Source organism: Rhizobium sophorae (assembly GCF_013087515.1).
GTDB lineage: Bacteria > Pseudomonadota > Alphaproteobacteria > Rhizobiales > Rhizobiaceae > Rhizobium > Rhizobium sophorae.
Genome location: NZ_JABFCN010000014.1, coordinates 172,718 through 196,035, shown reverse-complemented (window position 1 = coordinate 196,035; position 23,318 = coordinate 172,718). Strand labels below are relative to the sequence as shown.

General features: G+C 62.5%; 18 protein-coding genes and 1 pseudogene. 15 read left to right on the top strand and 4 right to left on the bottom strand.

The genetic code is table 11. The annotated features are described in order from the left end of the window. Window positions 1–10: 10 nt before the first annotated feature. Both G9X64_RS08800 and G9X64_RS08795 read right to left on the bottom strand, forming a co-directional pair. Window positions 11–1,072 (bottom strand): ABC transporter permease, encoded by a 1,062-nt coding sequence (locus G9X64_RS08800; protein WP_171376409.1) that lies wholly within the window; start codon window positions 1,070–1,072, stop codon window positions 11–13. Next, a complete protein-coding gene (locus tag G9X64_RS08795; protein WP_171376408.1) occupies window positions 1,069–2,553 on the bottom strand; it encodes a sugar ABC transporter ATP-binding protein in 1,485 nt (494 codons plus the stop codon). Before G9X64_RS08795 ends, G9X64_RS08800 begins: the two co-directional genes overlap by 4 nt. A gap of 235 nt (window positions 2,554–2,788) precedes the next feature. On the opposite strand from G9X64_RS08795, the gene G9X64_RS08790 reads away from it, so the two are divergent. Both G9X64_RS08790 and G9X64_RS08785 read left to right on the top strand, forming a co-directional pair. After that, window positions 2,789–3,835, top strand: a complete 1,047-nt coding sequence (locus G9X64_RS08790) for a substrate-binding domain-containing protein (RefSeq protein ID WP_171376407.1) — start codon at window positions 2,789–2,791, stop codon at window positions 3,833–3,835. Window positions 3,836–3,915: 80 nt separating this feature from the next. Next, on the top strand, window positions 3,916–5,124 hold the full coding sequence (locus G9X64_RS08785; protein ID WP_171376406.1) for an acyl-CoA dehydrogenase family protein: 1,209 nt from the start codon (window positions 3,916–3,918) through the stop codon (window positions 5,122–5,124). Window positions 5,125–5,203: 79 nt separating this feature from the next. Here the strand turns inward: G9X64_RS08785 and G9X64_RS08780 are convergent, their stop codons facing one another. Beyond that, window positions 5,204–6,421 carry an SfnB family sulfur acquisition oxidoreductase gene (locus G9X64_RS08780; RefSeq protein WP_171376405.1) on the bottom strand — a complete coding sequence of 406 codons (1,218 nt, stop codon included), beginning with the start codon at window positions 6,419–6,421 and terminating at the stop codon, window positions 5,204–5,206. 322 nt (window positions 6,422–6,743) lie between these two features. Here G9X64_RS08780 and G9X64_RS08775 point away from each other — a divergent pair, with 322 nt between their 5' ends. Beyond that, on the top strand, window positions 6,744–8,081 hold the full coding sequence (locus G9X64_RS08775; RefSeq protein ID WP_171376404.1) for an LLM class flavin-dependent oxidoreductase: 1,338 nt from the start codon (window positions 6,744–6,746) through the stop codon (window positions 8,079–8,081). A gap of 62 nt (window positions 8,082–8,143) precedes the next feature. Here G9X64_RS08775 and G9X64_RS08770 read toward each other — a convergent pair. Beyond that, window positions 8,144–9,186, bottom strand: a pseudogene (locus G9X64_RS08770) (substrate-binding domain-containing protein). Between the two features lie 215 nt (window positions 9,187–9,401). On the opposite strand from G9X64_RS08770, the gene G9X64_RS08765 reads away from it, so the two are divergent. From G9X64_RS08765 to G9X64_RS08710, 12 genes are all read left to right on the top strand, one after another. Then, on the top strand, window positions 9,402–10,436 hold the full coding sequence (locus G9X64_RS08765; protein ID WP_171376403.1) for a Gfo/Idh/MocA family protein: 1,035 nt from the start codon (window positions 9,402–9,404) through the stop codon (window positions 10,434–10,436). An 11-nt stretch (window positions 10,437–10,447) separates the two neighbouring features. Beyond that, window positions 10,448–11,350 carry a sugar phosphate isomerase/epimerase family protein gene (locus G9X64_RS08760; protein WP_168307771.1) on the top strand — a complete coding sequence of 301 codons (903 nt, stop codon included), beginning with the start codon at window positions 10,448–10,450 and terminating at the stop codon, window positions 11,348–11,350. A 62-nt stretch (window positions 11,351–11,412) separates the two neighbouring features. Beyond that, complete coding sequence (locus G9X64_RS08755) at window positions 11,413–12,645, top strand: ABC transporter substrate-binding protein (RefSeq protein WP_168307770.1); 1,233 nt, start codon at window positions 11,413–11,415, stop codon at window positions 12,643–12,645. A gap of 282 nt (window positions 12,646–12,927) precedes the next feature. Beyond that, window positions 12,928–13,830 carry a carbohydrate ABC transporter permease gene (locus G9X64_RS08750; protein ID WP_027667130.1) on the top strand — a complete coding sequence of 301 codons (903 nt, stop codon included), beginning with the start codon at window positions 12,928–12,930 and terminating at the stop codon, window positions 13,828–13,830. Then, a complete protein-coding gene (locus G9X64_RS08745) occupies window positions 13,827–14,654 on the top strand; it encodes a carbohydrate ABC transporter permease (protein ID WP_168307769.1) in 828 nt (275 codons plus the stop codon). Before G9X64_RS08750 ends, G9X64_RS08745 begins: the two co-directional genes overlap by 4 nt. After that, a complete protein-coding gene (locus G9X64_RS08740; protein ID WP_171376402.1) occupies window positions 14,651–15,721 on the top strand; it encodes an ABC transporter ATP-binding protein in 1,071 nt (356 codons plus the stop codon). The genes G9X64_RS08745 and G9X64_RS08740 overlap by 4 nt, the downstream gene beginning before the upstream one ends. Window positions 15,722–16,016: 295 nt before the next feature. Next, entirely contained in the window at window positions 16,017–17,561 is a 1,545-nt protein-coding gene (pehA, locus tag G9X64_RS08735; RefSeq protein ID WP_171376401.1) for a phosphoric/sulfuric ester hydrolase PehA, read from the top strand. Window positions 17,562–17,595: 34 nt separating this feature from the next. Then, window positions 17,596–19,230: an ABC transporter substrate-binding protein gene (locus G9X64_RS08730; protein ID WP_027667137.1), complete on the top strand. Its 1,635-nt coding sequence runs from the start codon at window positions 17,596–17,598 to the stop codon at window positions 19,228–19,230. 190 nt (window positions 19,231–19,420) lie between these two features. Next, window positions 19,421–20,428: an ABC transporter ATP-binding protein gene (locus tag G9X64_RS08725; protein WP_171376400.1), complete on the top strand. Its 1,008-nt coding sequence runs from the start codon at window positions 19,421–19,423 to the stop codon at window positions 20,426–20,428. After that, on the top strand, window positions 20,419–21,420 hold the full coding sequence (locus tag G9X64_RS08720) for an ABC transporter ATP-binding protein (protein ID WP_171376399.1): 1,002 nt from the start codon (window positions 20,419–20,421) through the stop codon (window positions 21,418–21,420). Before G9X64_RS08725 ends, G9X64_RS08720 begins: the two co-directional genes overlap by 10 nt. A 3-nt stretch (window positions 21,421–21,423) precedes the next feature. Further along, complete coding sequence (locus tag G9X64_RS08715) at window positions 21,424–22,353, top strand: ABC transporter permease (protein WP_168307762.1); 930 nt, start codon at window positions 21,424–21,426, stop codon at window positions 22,351–22,353. Window positions 22,354–22,364: 11 nt separating this feature from the next. Next, window positions 22,365–23,234 (top strand): ABC transporter permease, encoded by an 870-nt coding sequence (locus G9X64_RS08710; protein WP_171376398.1) that lies wholly within the window; start codon window positions 22,365–22,367, stop codon window positions 23,232–23,234. Window positions 23,235–23,318: the final 84 nt, after the last annotated feature.

The window sequence follows — 23,318 nt, the reverse complement described above, 5'->3', positions numbered from 1 at the left end:
TTCCTTGGAATTAGGGATTGCTGCGGCCGAGGCCGTAGGTCAGCGCTAAGGCTCCGACGAGCACGGCGCCTTTGACGAAATCCTGGGTGTAATAGGGAGCGTTCAGCATGGTGAGGCCGTTCAGCAGCACGCCGACGAAGACCGCGCCGGCAATGGTGCCAAGCACGTTTGGGCGGCGCAGGTTGAAGACGGCAAAGCCGATCAACGCGGCGGCGACCGAATCCATCAGCAGCGAACCGCCGGACGAGATGTCACCACGCCCGACGCGGGCGGCGATGACAATGCCACCGAGCGATGCCAGCGTGCCCGATATGACATAAGCGAGCGTCTTCAGCCGCACGGTCGAGGCACCGGCAAGCCGGGTTGCGACCTCGTTGCCGCCGGTCGCAAACAACAGCCGGCCGATGCGGGTGCGTTCGGTGAGAATGAAGAGCGCGACGGCGACCACCGCCATCAGCACCACGGAAACAGGCAGGGTGCCGAGGATGCTGTAGCGGCCGATCAGCAGAAAAGCCGGATCGTAGGCGCCGGTCGCTTTCGAGCCGTCGGGCAGAGTGAGGCCGGCCGAAATCGATCGGCCGGCGGTCGGGATCAGTTGCAGGCCGGAAAGCAGGAACATCATCGCCAGCGTCGCCAGGAGATCAGGCACCTTCAGGCGCACAATGAGGAAGGCGTTGACGAGGCCGATCAGGGCTCCAAAGGCGAGTACCAGCGGCACCGTCGCATAGGCATCAAGGTGCCAGACGATCATCGCGTAACTCGCCGCCATCACGCTCGATGCGGCGACCGCGCCGATCGACAGGTCGAAACCGCCGACGGCCAGTGTGACGGTGACGCCGGCACCGAGAATGGCGACGACGGACACCGCCTGCAGAATGCTCATCAGATTGGCGATGTTGATGAAGGCGGGTTGGGCGATGGTGAAGCCGACGACGAGCAGTGCCAGCAGGATGAACACCGCGCCCGCCCGGAGAAATGCCCCGAGAGCCGCGAGGCCGCTGCTTTGGGCTTGCGGCGATGCCTTTGGCCGGGCGTTTGCCTGTGGAAGAGTGTCGTCATCGATGGTCGTCATGCGGATATTCCCTGGATGGCGGAGACAAGAGCGGCCCCATCTGGCGCGGGCCTCAACACGTGGCGGTCGATGACGAGGATGCGGTCGGCCACCTCATAGGCCTCCTCCGGATCGGAGGTCGCGATCAGCGTGGCCCGGTCGGTGCGGGCGCGGACTGCCCGGATGATGTCGTGACGGGCGCCGACGTCGACACCCTGGAAGGGTTCGTCGAGCAGCAGCAGCCGGCTCGGTTCCGCCTCCCAGCGGGCGATCACCGCCTTCTGCTGGTTGCCGCCGGACAGCGACCAGATCGAGGCGAGGGGACCTGCGGCCTTGATGCCGAGACGGGCGATCGCCTGTTCGGCCTCGCGTCGTTCACGGCCGCCGACAAGGAAACCGCGCGGATACCATTTGCCAAGATGCGGCAGGCTGATCGTCGCCGACAGCGAATGGCCGGGCCATGCTGGCGGCATCAGCGAGGAACGATGACGGTCTTCGGCCGCCATCGCCACACCTGCGGCAATCGCCTCGGCCGGGCCTTTCGGCCGGTAGGGCCGGCCGCCGAGGAACATCGCACCGCCGGCAAGCGCCGTCACCCCGAAGATCGCCGACAACAGCCGGCTCTTGCCGGCGCCGAGCACACCGGTCACCGCCACCACCTCGCCCTCATGCAATGTCAGATCGAAGGAGGCGGCCCCAGAAAGCAGGCGGGCACCGCGCATCTCGAAAATCGCCGGACCGGTCGCAGGCCGCGCATCCGGCCGGGCCGCATCCAGTCTGCGGCCAATCATCGTCTCGATGGCGCTCGAAAAATCGATCGGCCGCAAGAAGGTGCCGACGACGCGGCCGCCGCGCATGACGAGCGCGCGGTCGGCTACGGCTTCGAGATCGGCGGTGCGGTGCGAGATATAGAGGATCGCCAAGCCGCGCTTGCGAAGCCTCAGCAGAATATCGAAGAGACGGCGGCTTTCCTCTCCGGAAAGGCTCGCCGTCGGCTCGTCGAGGATGAGGAGATCGGCGCGGTTGGCAAGCGCCCGGGCGATCGCCACCAACTGCCGGTCGGCGCTGGTGAGTTCGCCGAAATCACGGTCGAGCGGCAGGCTGAAGCCGGCTACATCGAGCATTGCCTGCGCCGCACGGCGGATGCCGGCACGCGAGACGAAAAAGGGCGTGCTACGATCGGCAAACCAGTTGAGCAGCAGGGCATCGGCAACGCTCAGGCCGGCCGCGCCGACGAGATCGGTCGATTGATGCACGGTGACGACACCGGCCCTTGCCGCTTCGGCCGGACTGCGCGGCGCAAACGGGCGGCCATCCAGGCTGACCATGCCGCCATCGGCTGGAAGCACGCCGGAAAGGATCTTGACCAGCGTCGATTTGCCGGCGCCGTTTGCCCCCATCAGCGCCACGATCTCGCCGCGCTCGATCGAAAGATCAGCACCGGCCAGCGCCCGCGTCGACCCGAAACTGCGGGTGATATTTTCAATGTGAAGAAGCGGCATCGATAGTGTCCGGGACTGCATTCGAAGCCGGAGTGTGCCCTGTCCCGGCGGTCGAACTCCAGGCACGCCATTCCCTCACAAACTGTCCTCGGGAAACAAAGAATCTCCCGCAGCCTATAAAATCGGATCATTTAATCTACTAAAACCATAGAGATTATATCTAAATAATCCGACGCGTCGCGAGGGCTGCCAGACCTGTCAGACGACGCTCCCGATTGCTAAAAGGAACGCGACGATGAAATCCCTCGCACGGCTCGCACTGTCTGCCGCCGTCATTCCGTTCATTTTCATTCAAGGGGCAAGAGCCGACGGTCTGTCCGGCGCTCCTGCCCCTTTCGACAAGGGCGGCGTCAAGGTGGCTCTGATCAGCTACATCTCGGCCGGCGATTTCTTCCAGGCCTACCAGGCAGGGGCTGAAGCCCAGGCCAAGGCGCTGGATATCGACCTGCGCATCTTCCCCGGCCGGCAGGATGCCGCCGAACAGCGCGAGCAGATCTTGCAGGCGATCAATCTCGGCGTCTCCGGCATCGTCATCGACCACGGCCTGCCGGAATCGCTCGGCGACGTCGTGCAGCAGGCGCTCGACAAGGGCATCAAGGTCGTGGCCTTCGACGTCAACCTCAACAATCCCAAGATTCCGCAGGTGGAGCAGAGCGATCACGAACTCGCGTCACTCGCACTTGAACAGGTGGTGAAGGACAACGGCAACAGCTTCAGCGCCGGCTACGTCTATGTCGCGGGCTTTGCGCCGCTCGACCGCCGCAACGAAGTCTGGGACAAGTTCAAGTCGGACAATAAAAGCGTGGTCGAAAAGGCCCGCTTCGGCAATGTCAGCGACACGACGGCGACTTCGACCGCCGACCAGGCGAAGGCGGTGCTGACCGCCAATCCCGATATTTCGGTCGTCTTCGCCCCCTATGACGAATTCGCTCGCGGCGTGAAGCTCGCCGCCAACGATCTCGGCATAGCAAACAAGCTCAAGATCTATTCGGCCGACGTCTCGACGGCCGATATCCAGGAAATCACCGAGGAGGGGAGCCCTTGGGTCGCAACCGTCGCGACCAATCCTGCCGTCGTCGGCGCCGTTTCCATTCGCGCCGCAGCACTCCAAATCACCGGGCAGACGGTTCCCCACCAAATCACCGTGAAGCCGACGCTTCTGACGCAGGAAAGCCTGCGCGCAGCCGGCGTCAAGACGATCGAGGAACTGGCCGAAAAGATCCCGGCGTTCAGCACGAGCGATGCGGCGACCGCCAGCTGGATCCCGGACAAGCTGTTCTGAGACCACGCACTTCGATCCTTCCGGCGGAAGCCTCTCTGCGGCTCCGCCGGATCATCTTTTGGAGAATTGGAGTTCCTCCCATGAGCCAATCCAATGTCATCTTCGCGGCCAGCCGCAACCCGACGCGCGAAGACCTCTTTGCCCGTGCCCTGGAGATCTCTGCCGACCTGTCGAGGCGCGCCGCCGACCTCGACCGCGAAGGCCGTCCGCCGCTCGCCGAGATCGTCAAATTGAAGAATGTCGGGCTGCTCAATGCGCTGCATCCCACGCAAATCGGCGGCGGAGGCCTCGATTGGGTCGACGGGCTGAGGCTGGTGCGCATTCTCGCCCGTGGCGAGAGCTCGATCGGCCAGCTGCTCGGCTACCACTATGTCAACAGCCAGTACATCTACTGGGCGCTCGATGCCGCACGCGCCCATGCGCTGGGCAGCGATACCGTCGCCAGGAACCTCTATTGGGGTGCAGCCGTCAATCCGCGCGATCCCGGGCTGGTGCTCACCCGTCGCGGCAACGGCTATGTGCTGAACGGACGCAAGTCCTTCTCCACGGCGGCGCGGGTATCCGACTATATCAATGCCAATGCGACGCTCGACGACAAGATCGCCGGCTTCGCCGTGCCAACCACTCGTCCGGGCTACGTCGCCAACGACGACTGGGACAATATCGGCCAGCGCCTGTCCGACAGCGGCAGTGTCGAGTTCCGCGACTTTCCCGTCTACGAGGAGGATTTCGTCGGCGCGCCGGCTGCACCCGATGTGGCGCCGCCGGTTCTGTCGACCTTCAATACGCCGTTCATCCAACTGGTCTTCGTCAATTTCTATCTCGGCACCGCGGAAGGCGCGCTGCAGGAGGCCGTCGATTACGTCCGCAACACGACCCGGCCATGGATCACCTCGGGTGTCGAGCGGGCGGCGGATGATCCTTATATCCTCGAACGCATCGGCGAATTCACCGCCGCGCTGAAGGCGTCGGCGGCCCTTGCCGACAGTGCGGCAGCCGCCGTGCAGGCGGGCCTTGCCCGCGGCCGCGACGTCACCGCGCGCGAGCGCGGCGAGGCGGCGGCGGAAGCCTATGCCGCCAAGGTCCACGCCACTCATGTTTCGCTCGACATCACCTCGCGCGTCTTCGAGCTGACGGGCGCGCGCTCAACGGCCGACAAATACCGCTTCGACCGGTTCTGGCGCAATGTCCGCACCCATACGCTGCACGATCCCGTCTTCTACAAGGCGAAGGAAGTCGGTGAATTCGTGCTGAACGACAAGATACCGGAGGTCAGCCTCTATAGCTGAGGCGGCCATCATTCATCGAAAGCAAAAACCCCACTGCCGACACCAGCGGTGGGGTTTTCGCTTGAAAGAGGGGAAGATTTCAGAGCGCGCCGTTCTTCGGCGGCGTAACGCCGTTCAAATGGTAGTTGCCGACGACGTGATATTTCCAACGCACGGGATCGTGCAGCGTATGGGTGCGGGCATTGCGCCAGTGGCGGTCAAGGTTGAGGCCGGCCTGCACCGACGAGGTTCCGGCAAGCTCGAAAAGCGTGTTCGAGGCCTCGAGCGCCACTTCGGTCGTCAGCACCTTCGCCGCAGCGACTGCCAGCGTGGCCGCGATCACCTTTTCCTCCGTCGTCTCGACCTGCGCCGCATCGACCTTGTGCCCGGCGCGCTCCACGAGAGCCGTTGCAGCTTCCAGGCGAATGGCGATCTGGCCGACCTTGGCGATCGTCAGCGGATCGTCTGAGGCACGCTCAAGGCCGCTATCCATCCAGGGGCGCGATTTCGTCCTGACGAACTCCAGCGTTTCGGCAAAGGCCGCCCGCGCGATACCGAGGTCGACGCCGGCATGGATGATCTGACCAACGGAGCCGATCGTCGTCGGCCGCTCGAAGCCCTTGTGATGGAAGACCACGGAATCGGCGCTGACATAGACATTGTCGAGGATCGTCGTGCCGCTGCCGGTGGTGCGCTGGCCAAAACCGTCCCAGTCGTCGACGATCTCGACACCTTCGGTGCCCTTCGGCACGAAGGCCATGGTCAACCGATCCTCCGGATCGAGCGCGAAGATGGTGATCCAGTCGGCGAAGAGGACGCCGGTCGAATAGAATTTGCGGCCGTTGATCCGATAACCCGGACCGTCGCGGGTGATGCGCGTATTGTAGTGGCCGACCGTCTTGGTGCCGCGCTCGGATAGCGCATTTCCGAAACGATCGCCGGCCAGCACGCGGCCGAAGAAATAGCGCTGCTGCTCCTCGCCGCCGTCGGTTCTGAGCGCCTCGAGGATATAGAAATGGTTCTGCGGGATCTGGCCGATCGAACCGTCCGCCTCAGACAGGATCGCGGTGATCTCGGCAAGCACGGCGTTGGAAACGTCAAGCCCGCCATATTGCGCCGGCACGGTGATCGCCAGAAGGCCGGACTGGGCGAGAAGATCGAGTTCGCTAAATGGCAGGATCCGGTCGGCGTCGCGCTCGGCGGCACGTGCGGCGAATTGCGCCGCCAGTCTGCGGGCGGTGGCGATCGCCTCATCATCGCTGCCGATACGGTCGGCCACGGGCCGGATCTGATCTGCTTGCCTCAGCACTGTGTTCATCGATGTCTCCAATTCTGACGAGCCTATCGGTGAAAGAAATTAAGCGTCGAGATAAGAGCACAAATTCTATAGATGCGATGGAAAATAAAAAGTGTTTGCTTATCAGGCTTCGACCGCCCCCGTTTAGTGTTGCGGTCCGACACTCATGCAACGAGGTCGCCTGGGAAGCGATAAAATTCCTGCCCAGAACTGGCGCTCCCGGTCTCGTTTTGACGACGGGGACCTCCTACGTAACCGATGTCAGGTGCGTCACCGCGCCGGTTGCAGAAAGAACGCCAATGCGGGGCAGGGCGGCCGCCTTGCCCGATCCATGAGGAAAATCATGACACGTTCACGGCAGTTGCGCCTCGGCGCCTTCATGCGTCCCGTCAGCCTGCATACCGGCGCCTGGCGCTATCCCGGTTCCTATCCCGACGCCAACTTCAATTTCGCCCATCTGAAGTCCTTCGCACAAGCGTTGGAGCGGGCGAAATTCGACGCCTTCTTCATGGCCGATCACCTTGCCGTGCTCAATATGCCGGTCGAGGCGCTCAGGCGCAGCCACACCGTGACCTCCTTCGAGCCCTTCACGCTGCTCTCGGCGCTGGCAGCGGTGACGGAGCGCATCGGCCTCGTCGCTACGGCCTCCACCACCTTCGACGAGCCCTATCACATTGCCCGGCGTTTCGCCTCGCTCGACCATATCAGCGGCGGCCGCGCCGGCTGGAACATCGTCACGACGTCGAACCCTGATGCCGCGCTCAATTTCGGCCTCGACGAGCATGTGGAGCATGGCGAGCGTTATCATCGCGCCCGGGAATTCTATGATGTGGTCACCGGGCTCTGGGATAGTTTCGCCGACGATGCCTTCATCCGCGACCGGGAAAGCGGCCTGTTCTTCGATCCGGAGAAGATGCATGTGCTCGGCCACAAGGGCGAGGAGCTGAGCGTGCGCGGGCCGCTCAATATTGCCCGGCCGCCGCAGGGCTGGCCTGTCATCGTCCAGGCCGGCCAGTCGGACCCCGGCCGCCAGCTTGCCGCCGAGACCGCGGAGATGGTCTTCTGTTCGCCGCGCGATCTTGCCGCCGGCAAGGCGCTCTATGCCGATATCAAGGGCCGCATGGAAGCCAACGGCCGCAACCGTGACCATCTGAAGATCCTGCCCGCCGCCTTCATCATCGTCGGCGACAGCATCGACGAGGCACGTGCCAAACGCGCCACCCTCGACAGCCTGGTGCATTACGACAGCGCCATCGCTTCGCTTTCGATCGCACTCGGCCATGACGCTTCGGGCTTCGATCCCGACGCGCCGCTGCCGGCCGATATTCCCGACACCAATGCCAGCAAGACCGGCCGCGCCCAGGTGCTGAAGCTTGCCGCCGAAGAAAATCTGACGGTGCGGCAGCTGGCACAGCGCTACGGCGGCTATGCCGGCCTCGCCTTCGTCGGCACGCCGGCCAGCATCGCCGACGAGATGGAGCGCTGGCTTGACGAGGAGGGTTCGGACGGTTTCAACATCGTCTTCCCCTATCTGCCGCAGGGTCTCACCGACGTCACCGAACGGCTGGTTCCCGAATTGCAGCGCCGCGGCCTATTCCGCAGCGAATACGAGGGCACGACGCTACGCGAACATCTCGGATTGCCGCGGCCGGAGAACCGGTTCTTCCCTGCTGGCACATGAAGCGTCGCTACCGCTGGAATGGACGGGCCACGCTTCCGCTTCCGGAAGCAAACCCATAGCGCTCAAGCTGTAACCCGGACCTGAAACGCGTCGCTTTCGCCCGGCATCAGTTCGAGGGGCCAGATGATGTTGCGCTCGCCTCCCGGATAGAAATCTCGATAGGCCGGCATGTTGGCGAGAAGCATCCGGCCGAGCGCGACGCCGAGATCGTAGAGTGACATGCGAAAGCAACTGAGCGAGGGCTGCAGGAACCGTGCGCGCGGTGCATCGCGGAAGCCGATCACCGCAAGGTCGCGGCCGGGCATGACGCCCGCTTCCATCAGGCGGCGGTAAAGGCCGATCGCCATCAGCTCGTAGATCAGGATCACCGCCGTCGGCCGCTCTTCGAGCAGAAGCAGCTCATGGGCCGCCTGATAGCCGCCCTGTTCACTCGACTTGACGCGGATGACGAGTGACGAGTCGAAGGGAATATCGTGCCGCTCGAGCGCTCGGCGATAGCTTTCGATAAAGAGATAGCCGAGGTTGACCTCGCTCGACGGCGCGGTGATCACGATCCGGCGGTGGCCCAGCGCGATCAGCCGCTCGACGGCGTGGTCGGCCACGCCCTCGAAATCGAGGTCGATCCATGGAGAATTGCTGGCCGAAAGGCTGCGGCCGAGCGCGACGAAGGGGATCTTCGCCCGCGACAGAAAGTCGATGCGCCGGTCGACGCGCTGCGTGTCCGAGATGATCATCGCATCGACCATACGCCGCGCCACCATCCGCTTCAGATATTCGTGTGGGTCCTCATCGCTCGGGCAGGGCAGCATGAGGAGGTCGAGCTTGTGGCGGGCAAAGACGCTCTGCAGGCCGCTGGTGACGCCAAGGAAGAAGTTGTCGGCATTCTCGACCGTCTCCTTGCTGGATTCGATCATCAACCCGATGACCTTCGTCTCTCCCTGCCGCAGGCTCCGCCCAGACTGGTTCGCGACATAGCCGAGCTCCTCGGCCGCCGCCAGCACCCGCGGCGGGTTTCCTGATTGACATCGGGCTTGCCGTTCAGCGCGCGGGAGACCGTGCCGATCGAGATATTTAGGTGTTCGGCAAGCTGGCGAATCCCCTTCATCGCTGACGATTTTCCCGGGAGCATGATGCCGAAAAGTGTGCGCGGTTTTCGGACGACATCATGCTCCATTTCTATAATTCAGATCCGTCCGGATCTGGGCCTGTAATTTCCCATTTGCCGTCTATTGACACCGCAAAATGTTTTCGCCTACAGTCGTAAACGTTTACGGAGTGCGTGTCACGAGGAGAGTTGACACCGTTCCCCTGGAGGAAATCGTGAAATTCAGTGCCATTCTGTGCGGGTGCGGAGCTATGTCCAAAGGTTGGTTGCGAGCCATTGCTTCCAACCCTCTGCTGGCCGACTCGATCACCATCGTCGGCCTCGTCGACCTGAACCGGGAGACGGCGGAGAAGCTCGCCGCGGAGTTCGGCCTTGAAGGCGCCCTCATCGGTTCGGACCTGTCCGACGTCATCGCGGCCACAAAGGCCGACTTGGTCTTCGACATCGTCATTCCGGCCGCACGCTACGACATCGTTTCCACCGCCCTCAAGGCGGGCTGCCATGTGCTTAGCGAAAAGCCGATGGCGGCCTCGCTTGCCGAGGGTGCCGCGCTGATCGATCTTGCCGCCGAGACCGGCCGCATCCATGCCGTCATCCAGAACCGTCGCTTCATATCGGGCATCAGGCGCCTGCGCCGTTTCGTTGACAGCGGCGCGATCGGAGAACTCACCGGCATCCATTGCGACTTCTTCCTGGCGCCGCATTTCGGCGGCTTCCGCGAAGAGATGGACAACGTGCTGCTTCTCGACATGGCGATCCACACCTTCGATGCCGCCCGTTACGTCGCCGACAGGAAGCCGCTTGCCGTCTATTGCGTCGAGCGCAATCCGAAGGGTTCATGGTACCGCCACGGCGCCTCGGCCAATGCCATCTTCGAATTTTCCGACGACATCGTCTTCACCTATCGCGGCTCCTGGTGCGCCGAGGGCGAGCGCACCAGCTGGGAAAGCCAGTGGCGCCTCGTCGGTTCGAACGGAATGCTCGCCTGGGATGGCGAAGAGAATTTCAAGGCGACCATCGCCGGCGAAGAGCCCGGCCTTCTACGCGGTTCTGTTGCCGTAAACGTTCCCGGTCCGGAACATGACGAGGAAACCCATGGCCATGCCAGCGTCATCGCCGACTTCATCGCGGCGATCGGCACCGGCAAACGGCCCGAGACGGTCAATTCCGACAATATCCGAAGCCTTGCCATGGTCTTCGGCGCGATCGAAAGCGCCAAGACGGGCAGGCGCGTCGAAATTTCAGCATAGGATCAAGTGACGTGAGCAACTCTGCAAAATCCATTCGTATCGGCACCATGGTCAGCGGTAACAAAGGCGATGCCGCAACCCGCATCGGCGAGATCGCCGACTTGGGCTTCGAAAGCTTCGAACCCTTCTTCTGGCAGACGACCAAGGGCCAGGACCTTGCCGAACTCGGCAAGCGCTGCCTCGATGCGATCGGCGACCGCGACATCACCATCTCGACGCTCGGCATGTTCGGCAATCCGCTGGAAGAGAGCGCGATCGACCTCGAGACGCTGCAGGGCTGGAAGGAATGCATCGACAATGCCCATCACTTCGGCGCCACCTGCGTTGCCGGCTTCACCGGCCGCATCCGCGGCAAGCCGTTGACCGACAGCCTGCCTCGCTACAAACAGATCTGGAGCGAGCTTGCCAAGCGTGCCGCCGACAAGGGCGTCAAGATCGCCTTCGAGAATTGCGCCATGGATGGCAACTGGGCAAGCGGCGACTGGAACATCGCCCACAATCCCGATGCCTGGGAACTGATCTTCAATGAGACGCCGGATGATAATATCGGGCTGGAGTGGGAACCGTGCCATCAGATGGTCTATCTGATCGACCCTTTGCCGCAGATCCGCAAATGGGCGCACAAGTTCTTCCACGTCCACGGCAAGGACGCGACCATCCGCTGGGAAGTCATCAAGGAACACGGCATCTTCGGTAAAGAGAAGTTCGTCTTCATGCGCACGCCGGGCTTCGGCGACAGCAACTGGACCGACATCATTTCCGAGCTGCGCCTTGCCGGCTGGTCGGGCTCGATCGATATCGAAGGCTGGCACGACCCTGTCTATCGCGATGCGCTTGAAATGACCGGCCAGGTCTACGCGCTGAACCACCTCAAGCATGCCCGGGGCGGCGAATTCGTCGTCGATCCGATCTGATGATATCGTGGCCGGCAAGGAGGAATTGCCGGAAACGGGGACAACCACAAAGGAGGAGAACCATGGCTATCCGCAAATATGCAATTCTGGGCGCTCTCGCGCTTGCAAGCGTTTCGTTCACCGGCCTTTCGGCCAAGGCCGAGGACGTCACGCTGACGCTCTGGTCGCTGGACAGGGACATCCAGCCGGCGCCGAATCTTGTCAAGGAGTTCAATGCCCAGAACAACGGCATCAAGATCGAATATCGGCTGATCCAGTTCGACGACGTCGTCACCGAGGCCATGCGCGCCTATGCGACCGGTCAGGCGCCCGACATCATCGCCGTCGACAATCCAGAGCACGCGCTGTTCTCGTCGCGCGGCGCCTTCCTCGATCTCACCGATATGATCTCCAAGTCGACGGTCATCAAGCCTGAGAACTATTTCCCGGGACCGCTGAAATCGGTCGAGTGGGACGGCAAGTATTTTGGCGTGCCGAAGGCGACCAACACGATCGCGCTCTACTACAACAAGGACATGTTCAAGGCGAAGGGCCTCGATCCGGCGAAGCCGCCGCAGACCTGGGACGAGCTCGTCGAGGATGCGCGCAAGCTGACCGATCCCGCCAAGAACGTCTACGGTCTCGCCTTCTCGGCCAAGGCCAACGAAGAAGGCACCTTCCAGTTCCTTCCCTGGGCCCAGATGGGCGGCGGCAGCTATGAGCACATCAATGCCGAAGGTGCGGTGAAGGCGCTGGAGGTCTGGAAGACGATCATGGACGAGAAGCTCGCTTCTCCCGATACACTGACGCGCGGCCAGTGGGATTCGACCGGCACCTTCAACTCAGGCAATGCGGCAATGGCGATCTCGGGTCCCTGGGAGCTCGACCGCATGAGCCAGGAAGCGAAGTTCGACTGGGGCGTCACCCTGCTTCCGGTCCCGAAGGAAGGGGCTGAACGCTCGTCGGCCATGGGCGACTTCAACTGGGCGATCTTCGCCACCAGCAAACATCCGGCCGAAGCCTTCAAGGCGCTCGAATTTTTCGCCTCACAAGACGACAAGATGTTCAAGAATTTCGGCCAGCTTCCGGCGCGTTCCGACATCTCGATCCCCGAGACCGGCCAGCCGCTGAAGGATGCCGCCCTCAAGGTCTTCCTCGAACAGCTGAAATACGCCAAGCCGCGCGGCCCCCATCCGCAATGGCCGAAGATCTCCAAGGCGATCCAGGACGCCATCCAGGCGGCACTCACCGGCCAGATGAGCCCGAAGGACGCCCTCGACCAGGCCGCGGATAAGATCAAGGCCGTGCTTGGCTAGCTAGCGTCGAGTCAGCCTCTTGCTCCCTCTTCTCCCTAGCGGGGAGAAGATGCCCAAAAGGCAGATAAGGGGGTGAGGAGCGGTTCGGCGTAGCCGAAGCAATCGATCCAGTGAATCGATTGCAGCGACGAACGCCCTGAGCCCAAAGCGAAGGGCCGGGGGCGCCACTTGTTCCTCTTCTTCCCTTGGGGGCGAGAAGTGATAACTCAACCATTTCCTCCCGGCAGGGGCCGTCTTCCGCATTATGCGCCAGGCGGCCCCGTTCGGAGCATCGGAGGACGCATGAAAAGGATCCTGATGAGCGTCAGGGACGGTCGCGGTTTCGATATCGTGCTGGTCGCCTTCCCGCTCGGCTTTCTGTTCCTGATGGCGGGGCTGCCGCTGATCTACAATGTCGTGATGAGCTTCCAGGAGGTCGACATGTTCAGCCTCGGCACCTTCTCGCGTCCCTTCGTCGGCTTCAAGAATTATACCGACCTCTTCGCGCAGCCGGAAACGCTGCCGATCCTCTATAATACCGTCATCTTCGTCGTCGGCTCCATCGCCGGCCAGTTCCTGATCGGCTTCGGCCTGGCGCTGTTCTTCTGGGTCAACTTTCCCGGCGCCTCGTGGATGCGCGGCCTGTTCCTCGTCTCCTGGGTTATGCCCGGCCTCGTCGTCGGGGCCATCTGGAACTGGATTCTCTCAGGCGATTTCGGCGTGCTGAACTTCATCCTGAAAGAAAGCGGCATCATCTCCGGCAACATTTTCTGGCGCTCGGACCCGCATTATTCGCTCTATGCCGTCATCATCGCCAATATCTGGCTCGGCACCTCGTTCAACATGATCCTGCTCTCCGTCGGCCTCGCCGGCATTCCTGCCGATCTCTTTGAGGCGGCCGAACTCGACGGCGCCAATGTCTGGCAGCGTTTCTGGACGATCACGCTGCCAATGATGCGCTCGACCATCGGCGCCATCATCGCACTCGGCCTGATCTTCACCCTGCAGCAGTTCGATCTTTTCGCCGCGATCACGTCGGGCGGGCCGAACAATTCGTCGAATGTCACGCAATACTGGGCCTGGGATCTCTCCTTCCGCCAATACGACTTCGCCAAGGGCGCGACGATCTCCGTCATCATGATCGTCTTCGTCATGTTCGCGTCGGTCGTCTATGTCCGGTCCACGCGCCACGAGGTGCGCGGATGAATACGACGAACCGCGACCGCCTGATGCTCGCCATATCAATCGTCATGGCGGCGATCTATCTCTTCCCGCTCTATTGGATGTACATCACCGCGCTGAAAAGCGGCTCGGAGATGTTCGCGACGCCGCCGAGCTTCTGGCCGGCAGCGCCGCAATGGGGCACCTATGCCGCTGTTTGGGAAAGCCGCGACATGGGCCGCTACCTCTGGAATTCGCTGGTCATCGCTCTCGGCTCCGTGGCGCTCATCACCCTGCTTGGCGTCGGTTGTGCCTATGTGCTCGCCAGATACCGCAATGTCTGGGTGGATATCGGCCTGTTCCTGATCCTGATGCTGCAGGTCCTGCCGGCATCGCTGATGATCACGCCGATCTTCGTCGGTTTCTCGCAGCTCGGCCTGCTTTCCACTCCGCGCCTTGCCGTCATCATCGCGGTCGCGGCAAAGAGCATGCCCTTCTTCGTCATCCTGGTGCGCGCCACCTTCATGAGCGTTCCCCAGGAGCTGGAGGAAGCGGCACTCGTCGACGGTAATTCACGCGTCGGCGCCTTCTTCAACATCGTGCTGCCGCTCGCCCGCAACGGCATCCTGGTCAGCGCCATCCTGATCTTCATGCAGGCCTTCGGCGAATTCGTCTATTCGAAGTCGATGATCCAGGCGGCCGAGCTTCAGCCGGCAAGCGTCGGCCTCAACTCCTTCATGGGGCCGAACACCAACGAGTGGAACAACATCATGGCCTACGCCACGATGTATGTGACGCCGATCCTCGCCATATTCGTTCTCTTGCAGCGCCGCATCGTATCCGGCCTCACCTCTGGAGCCCTCAAATGACCACGCAGATCGAGCTCAGAGGCGTCAACAAATATTACGGCGCCTTCCACGCCCTGAAGAACATCGACCTTTCGATCGCCAAGGGCACCTTCGTCGCACTTGTCGGCCCGTCGGGATGCGGCAAGTCCACGCTGCTGCGCTCGCTTGCCGGCCTCGAAAGCATTTCGTCGGGCGATCTCAGGATTGCCGGCGAGCTAATGAACGGCGTGCCGCCGCGCAAGCGCGACGTCGCCATGGTCTTCCAGTCCTATGCGCTCTATCCGCATATGACGGTCGAGGAAAACCTGACCTACAGCCTGCGCATTCGCGGCATCGCCAAGGCCGAGGCCAAAAAGGCCGCCGAGGACGTGGCGGCGACGACAGGTCTTTCGCATCTCCTGAAGCGCTATCCGCGCGAGCTTTCCGGCGGCCAGCGCCAGCGTGTCGCCATGAGCCGGGCCATCATCCGCCATCCCAAGGCCTTCCTGTTCGACGAGCCGCTATCCAATCTCGATGCTGCGCTGCGCGTCCACATGCGTAAGGAAATCCGGTCGCTGCACGACCGTCTGCACGCAACCTTCGTCTACGTCACGCACGACCAGGTCGAAGCGATGACGATGGCCGACCATGTGGTGGTGATGCGCGATGGCATCATCGAACAGCAGGGTGCGCCACTGGACCTCTACGACCGCCCGGCAAACCGCTTCGTCGCCGGTTTCATCGGTTCGCCGGCCATGAATTTCATTCCCGCGATTGCCGCGGAAGGCGGCACGAGCCTTATCCTGGATTTCGGCGCAGTGAAGCAGACGCTCGCGATCACCCGCGCCATCGAGGCCGGGCGCAAGCTCATCGCCGGCATCCGGCCGGAACATATCGGCGTCGTCGAGCCCGGGCATGGCAGCTTCGATGTGCCTATCGCCTTCGTCGAATCGACCGGCTCCTCGACCTTCATCGTCGCAGAGACCCAGCCGGAACTGACGATCGTCGAAACGCGCCGCGACAGGGTCAAGGCAGGAGATATGATCGGACTTTCGGTCGATCCGGACCAAATCCATCTCTTCGACGCGTCGACGGATCACTTGGTATAGGCTCAGTCGAGCACCGATCCGGCAGGTCTGATCGTAGGAGATATTGCCCGCCTGCTTGATCTGCCGCGGGAAGCACTCCGGCGGATCTCGAAGAACAGCAAACGACAGTGTATGCGGCGGTGATATCATATCACCCGCGGAGGGGATGGGCGTGTCGTGAATATTACAACCACATGACGCTTCTGGAATAAAAGCGAAGAAACCAACGATCCGTTCAATGTCATGGAACTTTGAAAAAGTGGTCATCGCGCTGCAATAATCGCGGTTCAAACAGCCCCGCATAAATGGGGGCTCCATGCGAAAGAAAAACGTTCTCCTCATCGTCGTTGACCAATGGCGAGCCGATTTCGTTCCGCACGTTCTGCGTGCCGACGGGAAAAGCGACTTTCTGAAGACGCCTAATCTCGACCGGCTCTGTCGCGAGGGCGTGACCTTCAGAAACCATGTGACGACCTGCGTTCCCTGCGGTCCGGCCCGTGCGAGCCTGCTCACCGGCCTCTATCTGATGAACCATCGCGCCGTGCAGAACACCGTGCCACTCGACCAGCGCCACCTCAATCTGGGCAAGGCGCTGCGCGGCGTCGGCTACGATCCGGCGCTGATCGGCTATACGACGACGGTGCCGGATCCGCGCACCACTTCGCCGAACGATCCGCGCTTCAGGGTGCTTGGCGACTTGATGGACGGCTTCCATCCAGTCGGCGCCTTCGAGCCCAATATGGAGGGTTATTTCGGCTGGGTGGCACAGAACGGCTTCGAGCTGCCGGAGCATCGTCCTGATATCTGGCTGCCCGAAGGCGAGGACGCCGTTGCCGGCGCCACCGACCGTCCGTCACGCATTCCGAAGGAATTTTCGGACTCGACCTTCTTCACCGAGCGGGCGCTGACCTATCTCAAGGGCCGCGACGGCAAGCCCTTCTTCCTGCATCTCGGTTATTACCGGCCGCATCCGCCCTTCGTCGCCTCTGCTCCCTATCATGCCATGTACCAGCCGGAAGACATGCCGGCGCCGATCCGCGCGGCCAACCCGGACACCGAGGCTGCACAACATCCGCTGATGAAATTCTATGTCGACAGCATCCGCCGCGGCTCCTTCTTCCAGGGCGCCGAAGGGTCGGGCGCAACGCTCGACGAAGCGGAACTGCGCCAGATGCGCGCGACCTATTGCGGCCTGATCACCGAGGTCGACGATTGCCTTGGCCGGGTCTTTAACTATCTCGACGAGGCCGGACAGTGGGACGATACGCTGATCATCTTCACCAGCGACCACGGCGAGCAGCTCGGCGATCATCACCTGCTCGGCAAGATCGGCTACAACGATCCGAGCTTCCGCATTCCGCTTGTCATCAAGGACGCCGGCGAAAATGCTCGCGCCGGCGCGATCGAAAGCGGCTTCACCGAGAGCATCGACGTCATGCCGACCATACTCGACTGGCTCGGCGGAAAGATCCCGCACGCCTGCGACGGGCTGTCGCTGCTGCCCTTCCTCAGCGAGGGCCGACCGCAGGATTGGCGCACCGAATTGCACTACGAATACGACTTCCGCGACGTCTATTATTCCGAGCCGCAGAGTTTCCTCGGCCTCGGCATGAATGATTGCAGCCTCTGCGTCATCCAGGACGAGCGATACAAATACGTTCATTTCGCAGCGCTGCCGCCGCTGTTCTTCGATCTGCGGCGCGATCCGAACGAATTCACCAATCTCGCCGACGATCCGGCCTATGCCGCGCTCGTGCGGGACTATGCGCAAAAGGCGCTCTCCTGGCGCCTGAAACATGCCGACAGAACCCTGACCCATTATCGCTCCGGCACCGAAGGCCTGAGCGAACGCAGCCATTGATCCGAACCACCAGAGAACCCAAGGAGATATTCCCATGGTCACCTTCACCCGTCGCGGTGCTCTCGGCCTTGCCACCGGCGTCGCCAGCTCGCTGATCCTGCCGCGCTTTTCCATCGCCCAGGCCGACAACCGTCCTTCGATCACCATCGCCGTCCAGAAGATCTCGAACTCGAACACGCTGGATACGTTGCGCGAACAGTCGAATGTCGGCCAACGCATCTTCAATTCGTCGCTCTGGGAAAGCCTGATCGGCCTCGACTGGCTCGGCAACCTCTCGGCCGTTCCGTCGCTCGCCACCGAATGGCGCCGCATCGACGACAAGACCGTCGAGCTGAAACTGCGCCAGGGTGTCAAATTCCACAATGGCGACGAGATGACGGCCGAAGACGTCGCCTTCTCCTTCAGCAAGGAACGTATGTTCGGCGATACGCAGCCGAGCACCGGCAAGACGATCTTCGTCACCGAAAAGAACCCGCTCGGCCGCGAAAGCAAGGAACTGCCGGTCGAAATTCCGGCCGTCGCCCGCCGTATCTGGCCGGCCCTGCTCGGCATCGAAATCGTCGACAAATACACCGTCCGCTTCGTCAACGGTTCGCCTGACGTGACGATGGAAGGCCGCATCTCCGTTGCCGCCAGCGCCATCGCCAACCGCCGCGGCTGGGATGAGGCCAAGAGCTATCTCGACTGGGCCCGCGCACCGATCACGACCGGTCCCTACCGCGTCGCCGAATTCAAGCCGGACACCTACCTGATCTACGAAGCGCATGACGAGTATTGGGGCGGCCGTCCTCCGGTGAAGCAGATCCGCTTCGTCGAAGTTCCGGAAGTCGCCTCACGCGTCAATGGCCTGCTGTCCGGCGAATATCACCTCGCCAGCGACATCCCGCCGGACCAGATCGAAGGCATCGAAAAGAACGCCGCCTTCGAAGTCCAGGGCGGCATCATCACCAACCACCGGCTGACCGTATTCGACAAGACCCATGCCCAGCTCGGCAACCCGCTGGTGCGCCGCGCCTTCACGCATGCCATCGACCGCCAGGCGATCGTCGACTCGCTCTGGGCAGGCCGCACGCGCGTTCCGGCCGGCCTGCAGTGGGATTTCTATGGCGACATGCTGGTCAAGGATTGGACCGTGCCGGAATACAATCCGGATCTTGCCCGCCAGCTCCTGAAGGAAGCCAATTACAAGGGCGATCCGATCCCGTATCGCCTGCTGAACAACTACTATACCAACCAGACCCCGACGGCGCAGATCCTCGTCGAAATGTGGGCGCAGGTCGGCCTCAACGTGCAGATCGAAATGAAGGAAAACTGGCAGCAGATCCTCGAAAAGACGCCGACGCGCGCCGTCCGCGACTGGTCGAACTCCGCAAGCTTCCCCGATCCGGTTTCCTCGATCGTCGCCCAGCACGGTCCGAACGGCCAGCAGCAGCAGGTCGGCGAGTGGACCAACGCTGAAATGAACACCCTGTCGACCTTCCTCGAGACCAGCACCGATCGCGCCAAGCGCCATGACGCTTTCGCCCGCATGCTGCAGATCTGCGAGCGCGAAGACCCCGCCTATACCGTTCTCCACCAGAACGCCGTCTTCACCGCCAAGTCGAAGTCGATCAATTGGAAGGCCGCATCGGCCTTTGCCATGGACTTCCGCCAGGGCAATTGGTCCTGATCAAGATCTGACGACATCAGCGAGCCGGGGGAAACTCCGGCTCGCTGCCATTTGGTACACCGGCTATCCGGAAACCAGGCAAGCCCGACAGGCACGAGCATGATGCGGAAAAGTGTGAGCGGTTTTCAGACGACATCATGCTCTCGTTCGGATCTGACGGCCGGCGGGAATGCAAGAAGGAGAGGCTGAAATGTCATTGGTCGAAATTTCCAATTTGAAGGTCGCTTTCAGCGGCGTCGAAGTCCTGCACGGTGTCGATCTGGCGATCGAGAAGGGCGAGGCGGTGGGTCTCGTCGGCGAATCCGGTTGCGGCAAGTCGGTCACCTGGCTGGCGGCACTCGGGCTCCTGCCTGGAAAGGCTTCCGTCTCAGGCAATGTGCGTCTCGGGAGCGATCAGCTGATCGGCGCGTCACGCACGAAGCTCGAAAGTATACGCGGCGGCCGCATCGCCATGATCTTCCAGGATCCGTCGAGCTCGCTCAACCCCGTCATCCGCGCCGGGCGCCAGATCGCCGAGGCCGTCGAACTGCACCGCAGCCTGACGGGCAGGGCCGCCCGCAACGAGGCCGTCCGCCTGATGGAAATGGTCGGCATTCCCGACGCCGTGCGCCGTTTCGACAATTTTCCGCATGAATTTTCCGGTGGCCAGAACCAGCGGTTGATGATCGCCATGGCGCTCGCCGGCAATCCTGATCTGCTGATCGCCGATGAGCCGACGACGGCGCTGGACGCGACGATCCAGGCGCAGATCCTCGATCTCCTGATTTCGATCCGTGAGGAAACCGGCATGGCGATCGTCTTCATCAGTCATGATCTCGGCGCGGTGTCGCAAATCTGCGAACGCGTCTGCGTCATGTATGCCGGCAACATCGTCGAGAAATGCCCGACGGAATCATTGTTCCGGTCGCCGCGCCATCCCTATACGCGCGGGTTATTCGATGCCATTCCGCGTATCGATGCCGGCCGCGACCGGCTGGTACCGATCCCCGGCACCGTGCCGCAGCCCGGCCGCATGCCCGGCGGCTGCGCCTTTGCGCCGCGTTGCGGCCATGCGTCGGAACTCTGTCATAACAAGGTGCCGCCGCTCGTCGCACTTGACGACGACCGTGCAACCGCCTGTTTCCATCCGCTCGGCGACGGCGCCACCGCATCGAAGCCGAACCTCATGCAGGTCCAGCAGGGAGTGGCATGGGCATGAGCGAACCTCAGCTGATCGAAGCGAACGACCTCGTCAAGGCCTATACGATGCGCCGCGGCGTCTTCGGAAAGCCGAGCCATGTCCGGGCGGTCGACGGCGTTTCGCTGTCGGTCGCGCCGAAGACGACGCTCGGCATCGTCGGTGAATCCGGCTCAGGAAAATCGACGCTGGGCCGGCTGCTGCTCGGGCTCGAAGCTCCGACCGAAGGCAGCGTTCGCTTCGACGGGGAGGCGATGCCGGCACTCAGAACGCCGCGCTGGCGTAGCCTGAGGGCGCGCATGCAGCTCGTCTTCCAGGATCCGCTGGCAGCCCTTGACCGGCGCATCTCGATCGGCGCTCAGATCGGCGAACCGCTTGCTATCCATGCCGTCGGAAGCGAGGAGGGGCGGCGCGAACGTGTCGATGAACTGCTCATCGCCGTCGGTCTTCGCCCCGATCAGGCGGAGCGTTATCCGCACGAGCTTTCGGGCGGCCAGCGCCAGCGCGTCGTCATTGCGCGCGCCATCGCCACCAATCCGGAGCTTCTGGTCTGCGACGAGCCGGTCTCGGCTCTCGACGTCTCGATCCAGGCGCAGGTGATTAACCTGTTGCGCGACCTACAGGAAAAGCGCGGCATCGCCATGGCCTTCATCAGCCATGACCTGAAGGTCGTACGCAACATCGCCGAGCGCGTCGCGGTGATGTATCTCGGCAGAATCGTCGAGGAAGCAGCTTCGGAGGATATTTTCCGCAGCCCGTTGCATCCCTATACGCAGGCACTGGTCTCCAGCGTTCCTGTCCCCGGCACGGCGCTGCGCGACCGTATCATCCTGCAGGGAGAACCGCCGAACCCCGCTGCCCGGCCCGCCGGCTGCGCCTTTCATCCCCGCTGCGGCCATGCGATCGAGCGCTGTCGCGTCCAGACGCCGGCCCTCGTCACCATCCAGGCGGGTCGAAAGGCTGCTTGTCACCTCGTCGCGCCCGCATCCGCATCAACGCTCATGGAGAGCTGAGCCATGATCCGTTTCTTCCTGATAAGGGCGTTCCGCGCGCTGATGACCATCGTGCTGGTGGTGACTTTCGCCTTCGTCGTCCTGCGCCTTTCCGGCGACCCGGCCCTGACGATCATGGGTCCGGAAGCGCCGCCGGAGGCAATCCGCGCCTTCCGTGCCGCCTGGGGTCTCGATCAGCCGATCTGGGTGCAGTATCTGCGCTATTTCGGCGCGATCGCCCGCGGTGATCTCGGCATCTCGATGCGCGACGGCCAATCGGCAATCCAGCTCGTGCTCGACCGCATTCCGGCAACGCTGGAGCTGACGATCCCGGCCCTCATCCTTAAGCTGGTGATCGGCATTCCTGCCGGCGTCTACGCCGCCCTCCATCGCGACAGTTCGACCGATCGCGCCGTGATGGCGAGCGCGGTGGTCGGCTTCACCATGCCGAGCTTCGTGCTCGGCCTTGTGCTGGTGCTGATCTTCTCCGTCACGCTCGGCCTGCTGCCGTCGGGCGGCCAGGACAGCTGGATGCATGCCATTTTGCCGATCGTCACCATGAGTATCGGCGGTGCCGGCATTCTTGCCCGCTTTGCTCGAAGCGCGATGATCGAGGTGCTTGGCCAGCCCTATATCCGTACGGCTAGCGCCAAAGGCACTGCTTGGCGAAACGTCGTCTGGGGCCATGCGCTGCCGAATGCGGCGATCCCGATCGTGACGATCGCCGGCTTCATGGTCGGCACGCTGATCGCCGGCGCCGTCGTGGTGGAATCGCTGTTCTCCTGGCCAGGCGTCGGCCGGCTTCTCGTCGTCGCCGTCTCAAACCGCGATCTCGCCGTCGTTCAGTGCATCCTGCTGCTAGTGGCAGCGACCATGGTGTTTTCGAATTTCGTCGTCGACATCCTTTACGGCTATCTCGACCCGCGTCTGCGCAGCAACCAGGCAAGGCATTAGGGAGCGGAACCATGACAAATATCTCTGCTCAACCGGCGACCGTCATCCGCGAAGTACGCGAGAAGAAGAAGCGCGGTGTGCCCGCTTTCGTGATGATCGGTTTTGCCTGGATCGCCGTCGTGATCCTGATCGCGCTGACGGCCGACTGGATCCGGCCCTACAATATCACCGCCTTCGACCTGAAGAACCGCCTGTCACTGCCCGGCAATGCCGCGCATTGGCTCGGAACCGACGAACTCGGCCGCGATGTTCTCTCCCGCCTCATCGTGTCGATCCGCATCTCGCTGCTGATCGCCTTCGGGGCAACGCTGATCTCGGCCTTCGTCGGCACGACGCTCGGCTTTCTCGCCGCTTATTTCCGTGGCGTCGTCGAGCAGCTCGTCGTCATGCTTGCCGATTTCCAGGCGGCCATGCCTTTCCTGATCATGGCACTTGCCGTGCTCGCCTTCTTCGGCAGTTCACTGCCGCTGCTCATCTGCCTGATGGGATTTTACGGCTGGGAACGCTATGCGCGCATTGCCCGCGGCCTTGCCATCGCCGCCAGCGGCCAGGGTTATGCCGCCGCCGTCACGCAACTCGGCGCCAAGCCGGCCCATATCTATCTCAAGCATATCCTGCCGAACATCGCCTCGACGCTGATCGTCTCGATGACCCTGACCTTTCCTGAGATCATCCTGATGGAAAGCAGCCTTTCCTTCCTCGGCCTTGGCGTGCAGCCGCCAATGACCAGCCTCGGGAACATGGTGGGTTACGGGCGCGAATATCTGACCCGTGCACCCTGGATCATGCTGGCGCCGTCCTTCGTCATCATGCTGACGACGCTGTCGATCAGCATCACCGGCGACTGGCTACGCGACAAGCTCGACCCGACGATCGGCTGACCGCCTGCCGGTCGAGCTTCGATCGCCTGGCAAGAAAAACAGATCCTGTGCGTTCATCGCTGTTGACAACGGCGAGCAATCGTT

Bases quoted from the DNA above. Each gene is read 5' to 3' on its own strand.
- G9X64_RS08795 (WP_171376408.1), bottom strand. From the start codon at position 2,553: ATGCCGCTTCTTCACATTGAAAATATCACCCGCAGTTTCGGGTCGACG.
- pehA (WP_171376401.1), top strand. From the start codon at position 16,017: ATGCGAAAGAAAAACGTTCTCCTCATCGTCGTTGACCAATGGCGAGCC.
- G9X64_RS08710 (WP_171376398.1), top strand. From the start codon at position 22,365: ATGACAAATATCTCTGCTCAACCGGCGACCGTCATCCGCGAAGTACGC.
- G9X64_RS08745 (WP_168307769.1), top strand. From the start codon at position 13,827: ATGAATACGACGAACCGCGACCGCCTGATGCTCGCCATATCAATCGTC.
- G9X64_RS08720 (WP_171376399.1), top strand. From the start codon at position 20,419: ATGGGCATGAGCGAACCTCAGCTGATCGAAGCGAACGACCTCGTCAAG.
- G9X64_RS08775 (WP_171376404.1), top strand. From the start codon at position 6,744: ATGACACGTTCACGGCAGTTGCGCCTCGGCGCCTTCATGCGTCCCGTC.
- G9X64_RS08725 (WP_171376400.1), top strand. From the start codon at position 19,421: ATGTCATTGGTCGAAATTTCCAATTTGAAGGTCGCTTTCAGCGGCGTC.
- G9X64_RS08750 (WP_027667130.1), top strand. From the start codon at position 12,928: ATGAAAAGGATCCTGATGAGCGTCAGGGACGGTCGCGGTTTCGATATC.
- G9X64_RS08780 (WP_171376405.1), bottom strand. From the start codon at position 6,421: ATGAACACAGTGCTGAGGCAAGCAGATCAGATCCGGCCCGTGGCCGAC.
- G9X64_RS08730 (WP_027667137.1), top strand. From the start codon at position 17,596: ATGGTCACCTTCACCCGTCGCGGTGCTCTCGGCCTTGCCACCGGCGTC.
- G9X64_RS08790 (WP_171376407.1), top strand. From the start codon at position 2,789: ATGAAATCCCTCGCACGGCTCGCACTGTCTGCCGCCGTCATTCCGTTC.
- G9X64_RS08785 (WP_171376406.1), top strand. From the start codon at position 3,916: ATGAGCCAATCCAATGTCATCTTCGCGGCCAGCCGCAACCCGACGCGC.
- G9X64_RS08740 (WP_171376402.1), top strand. From the start codon at position 14,651: ATGACCACGCAGATCGAGCTCAGAGGCGTCAACAAATATTACGGCGCC.
- G9X64_RS08715 (WP_168307762.1), top strand. From the start codon at position 21,424: ATGATCCGTTTCTTCCTGATAAGGGCGTTCCGCGCGCTGATGACCATC.
- G9X64_RS08755 (WP_168307770.1), top strand. From the start codon at position 11,413: ATGGCTATCCGCAAATATGCAATTCTGGGCGCTCTCGCGCTTGCAAGC.
- G9X64_RS08800 (WP_171376409.1), bottom strand. From the start codon at position 1,072: ATGACGACCATCGATGACGACACTCTTCCACAGGCAAACGCCCGGCCA.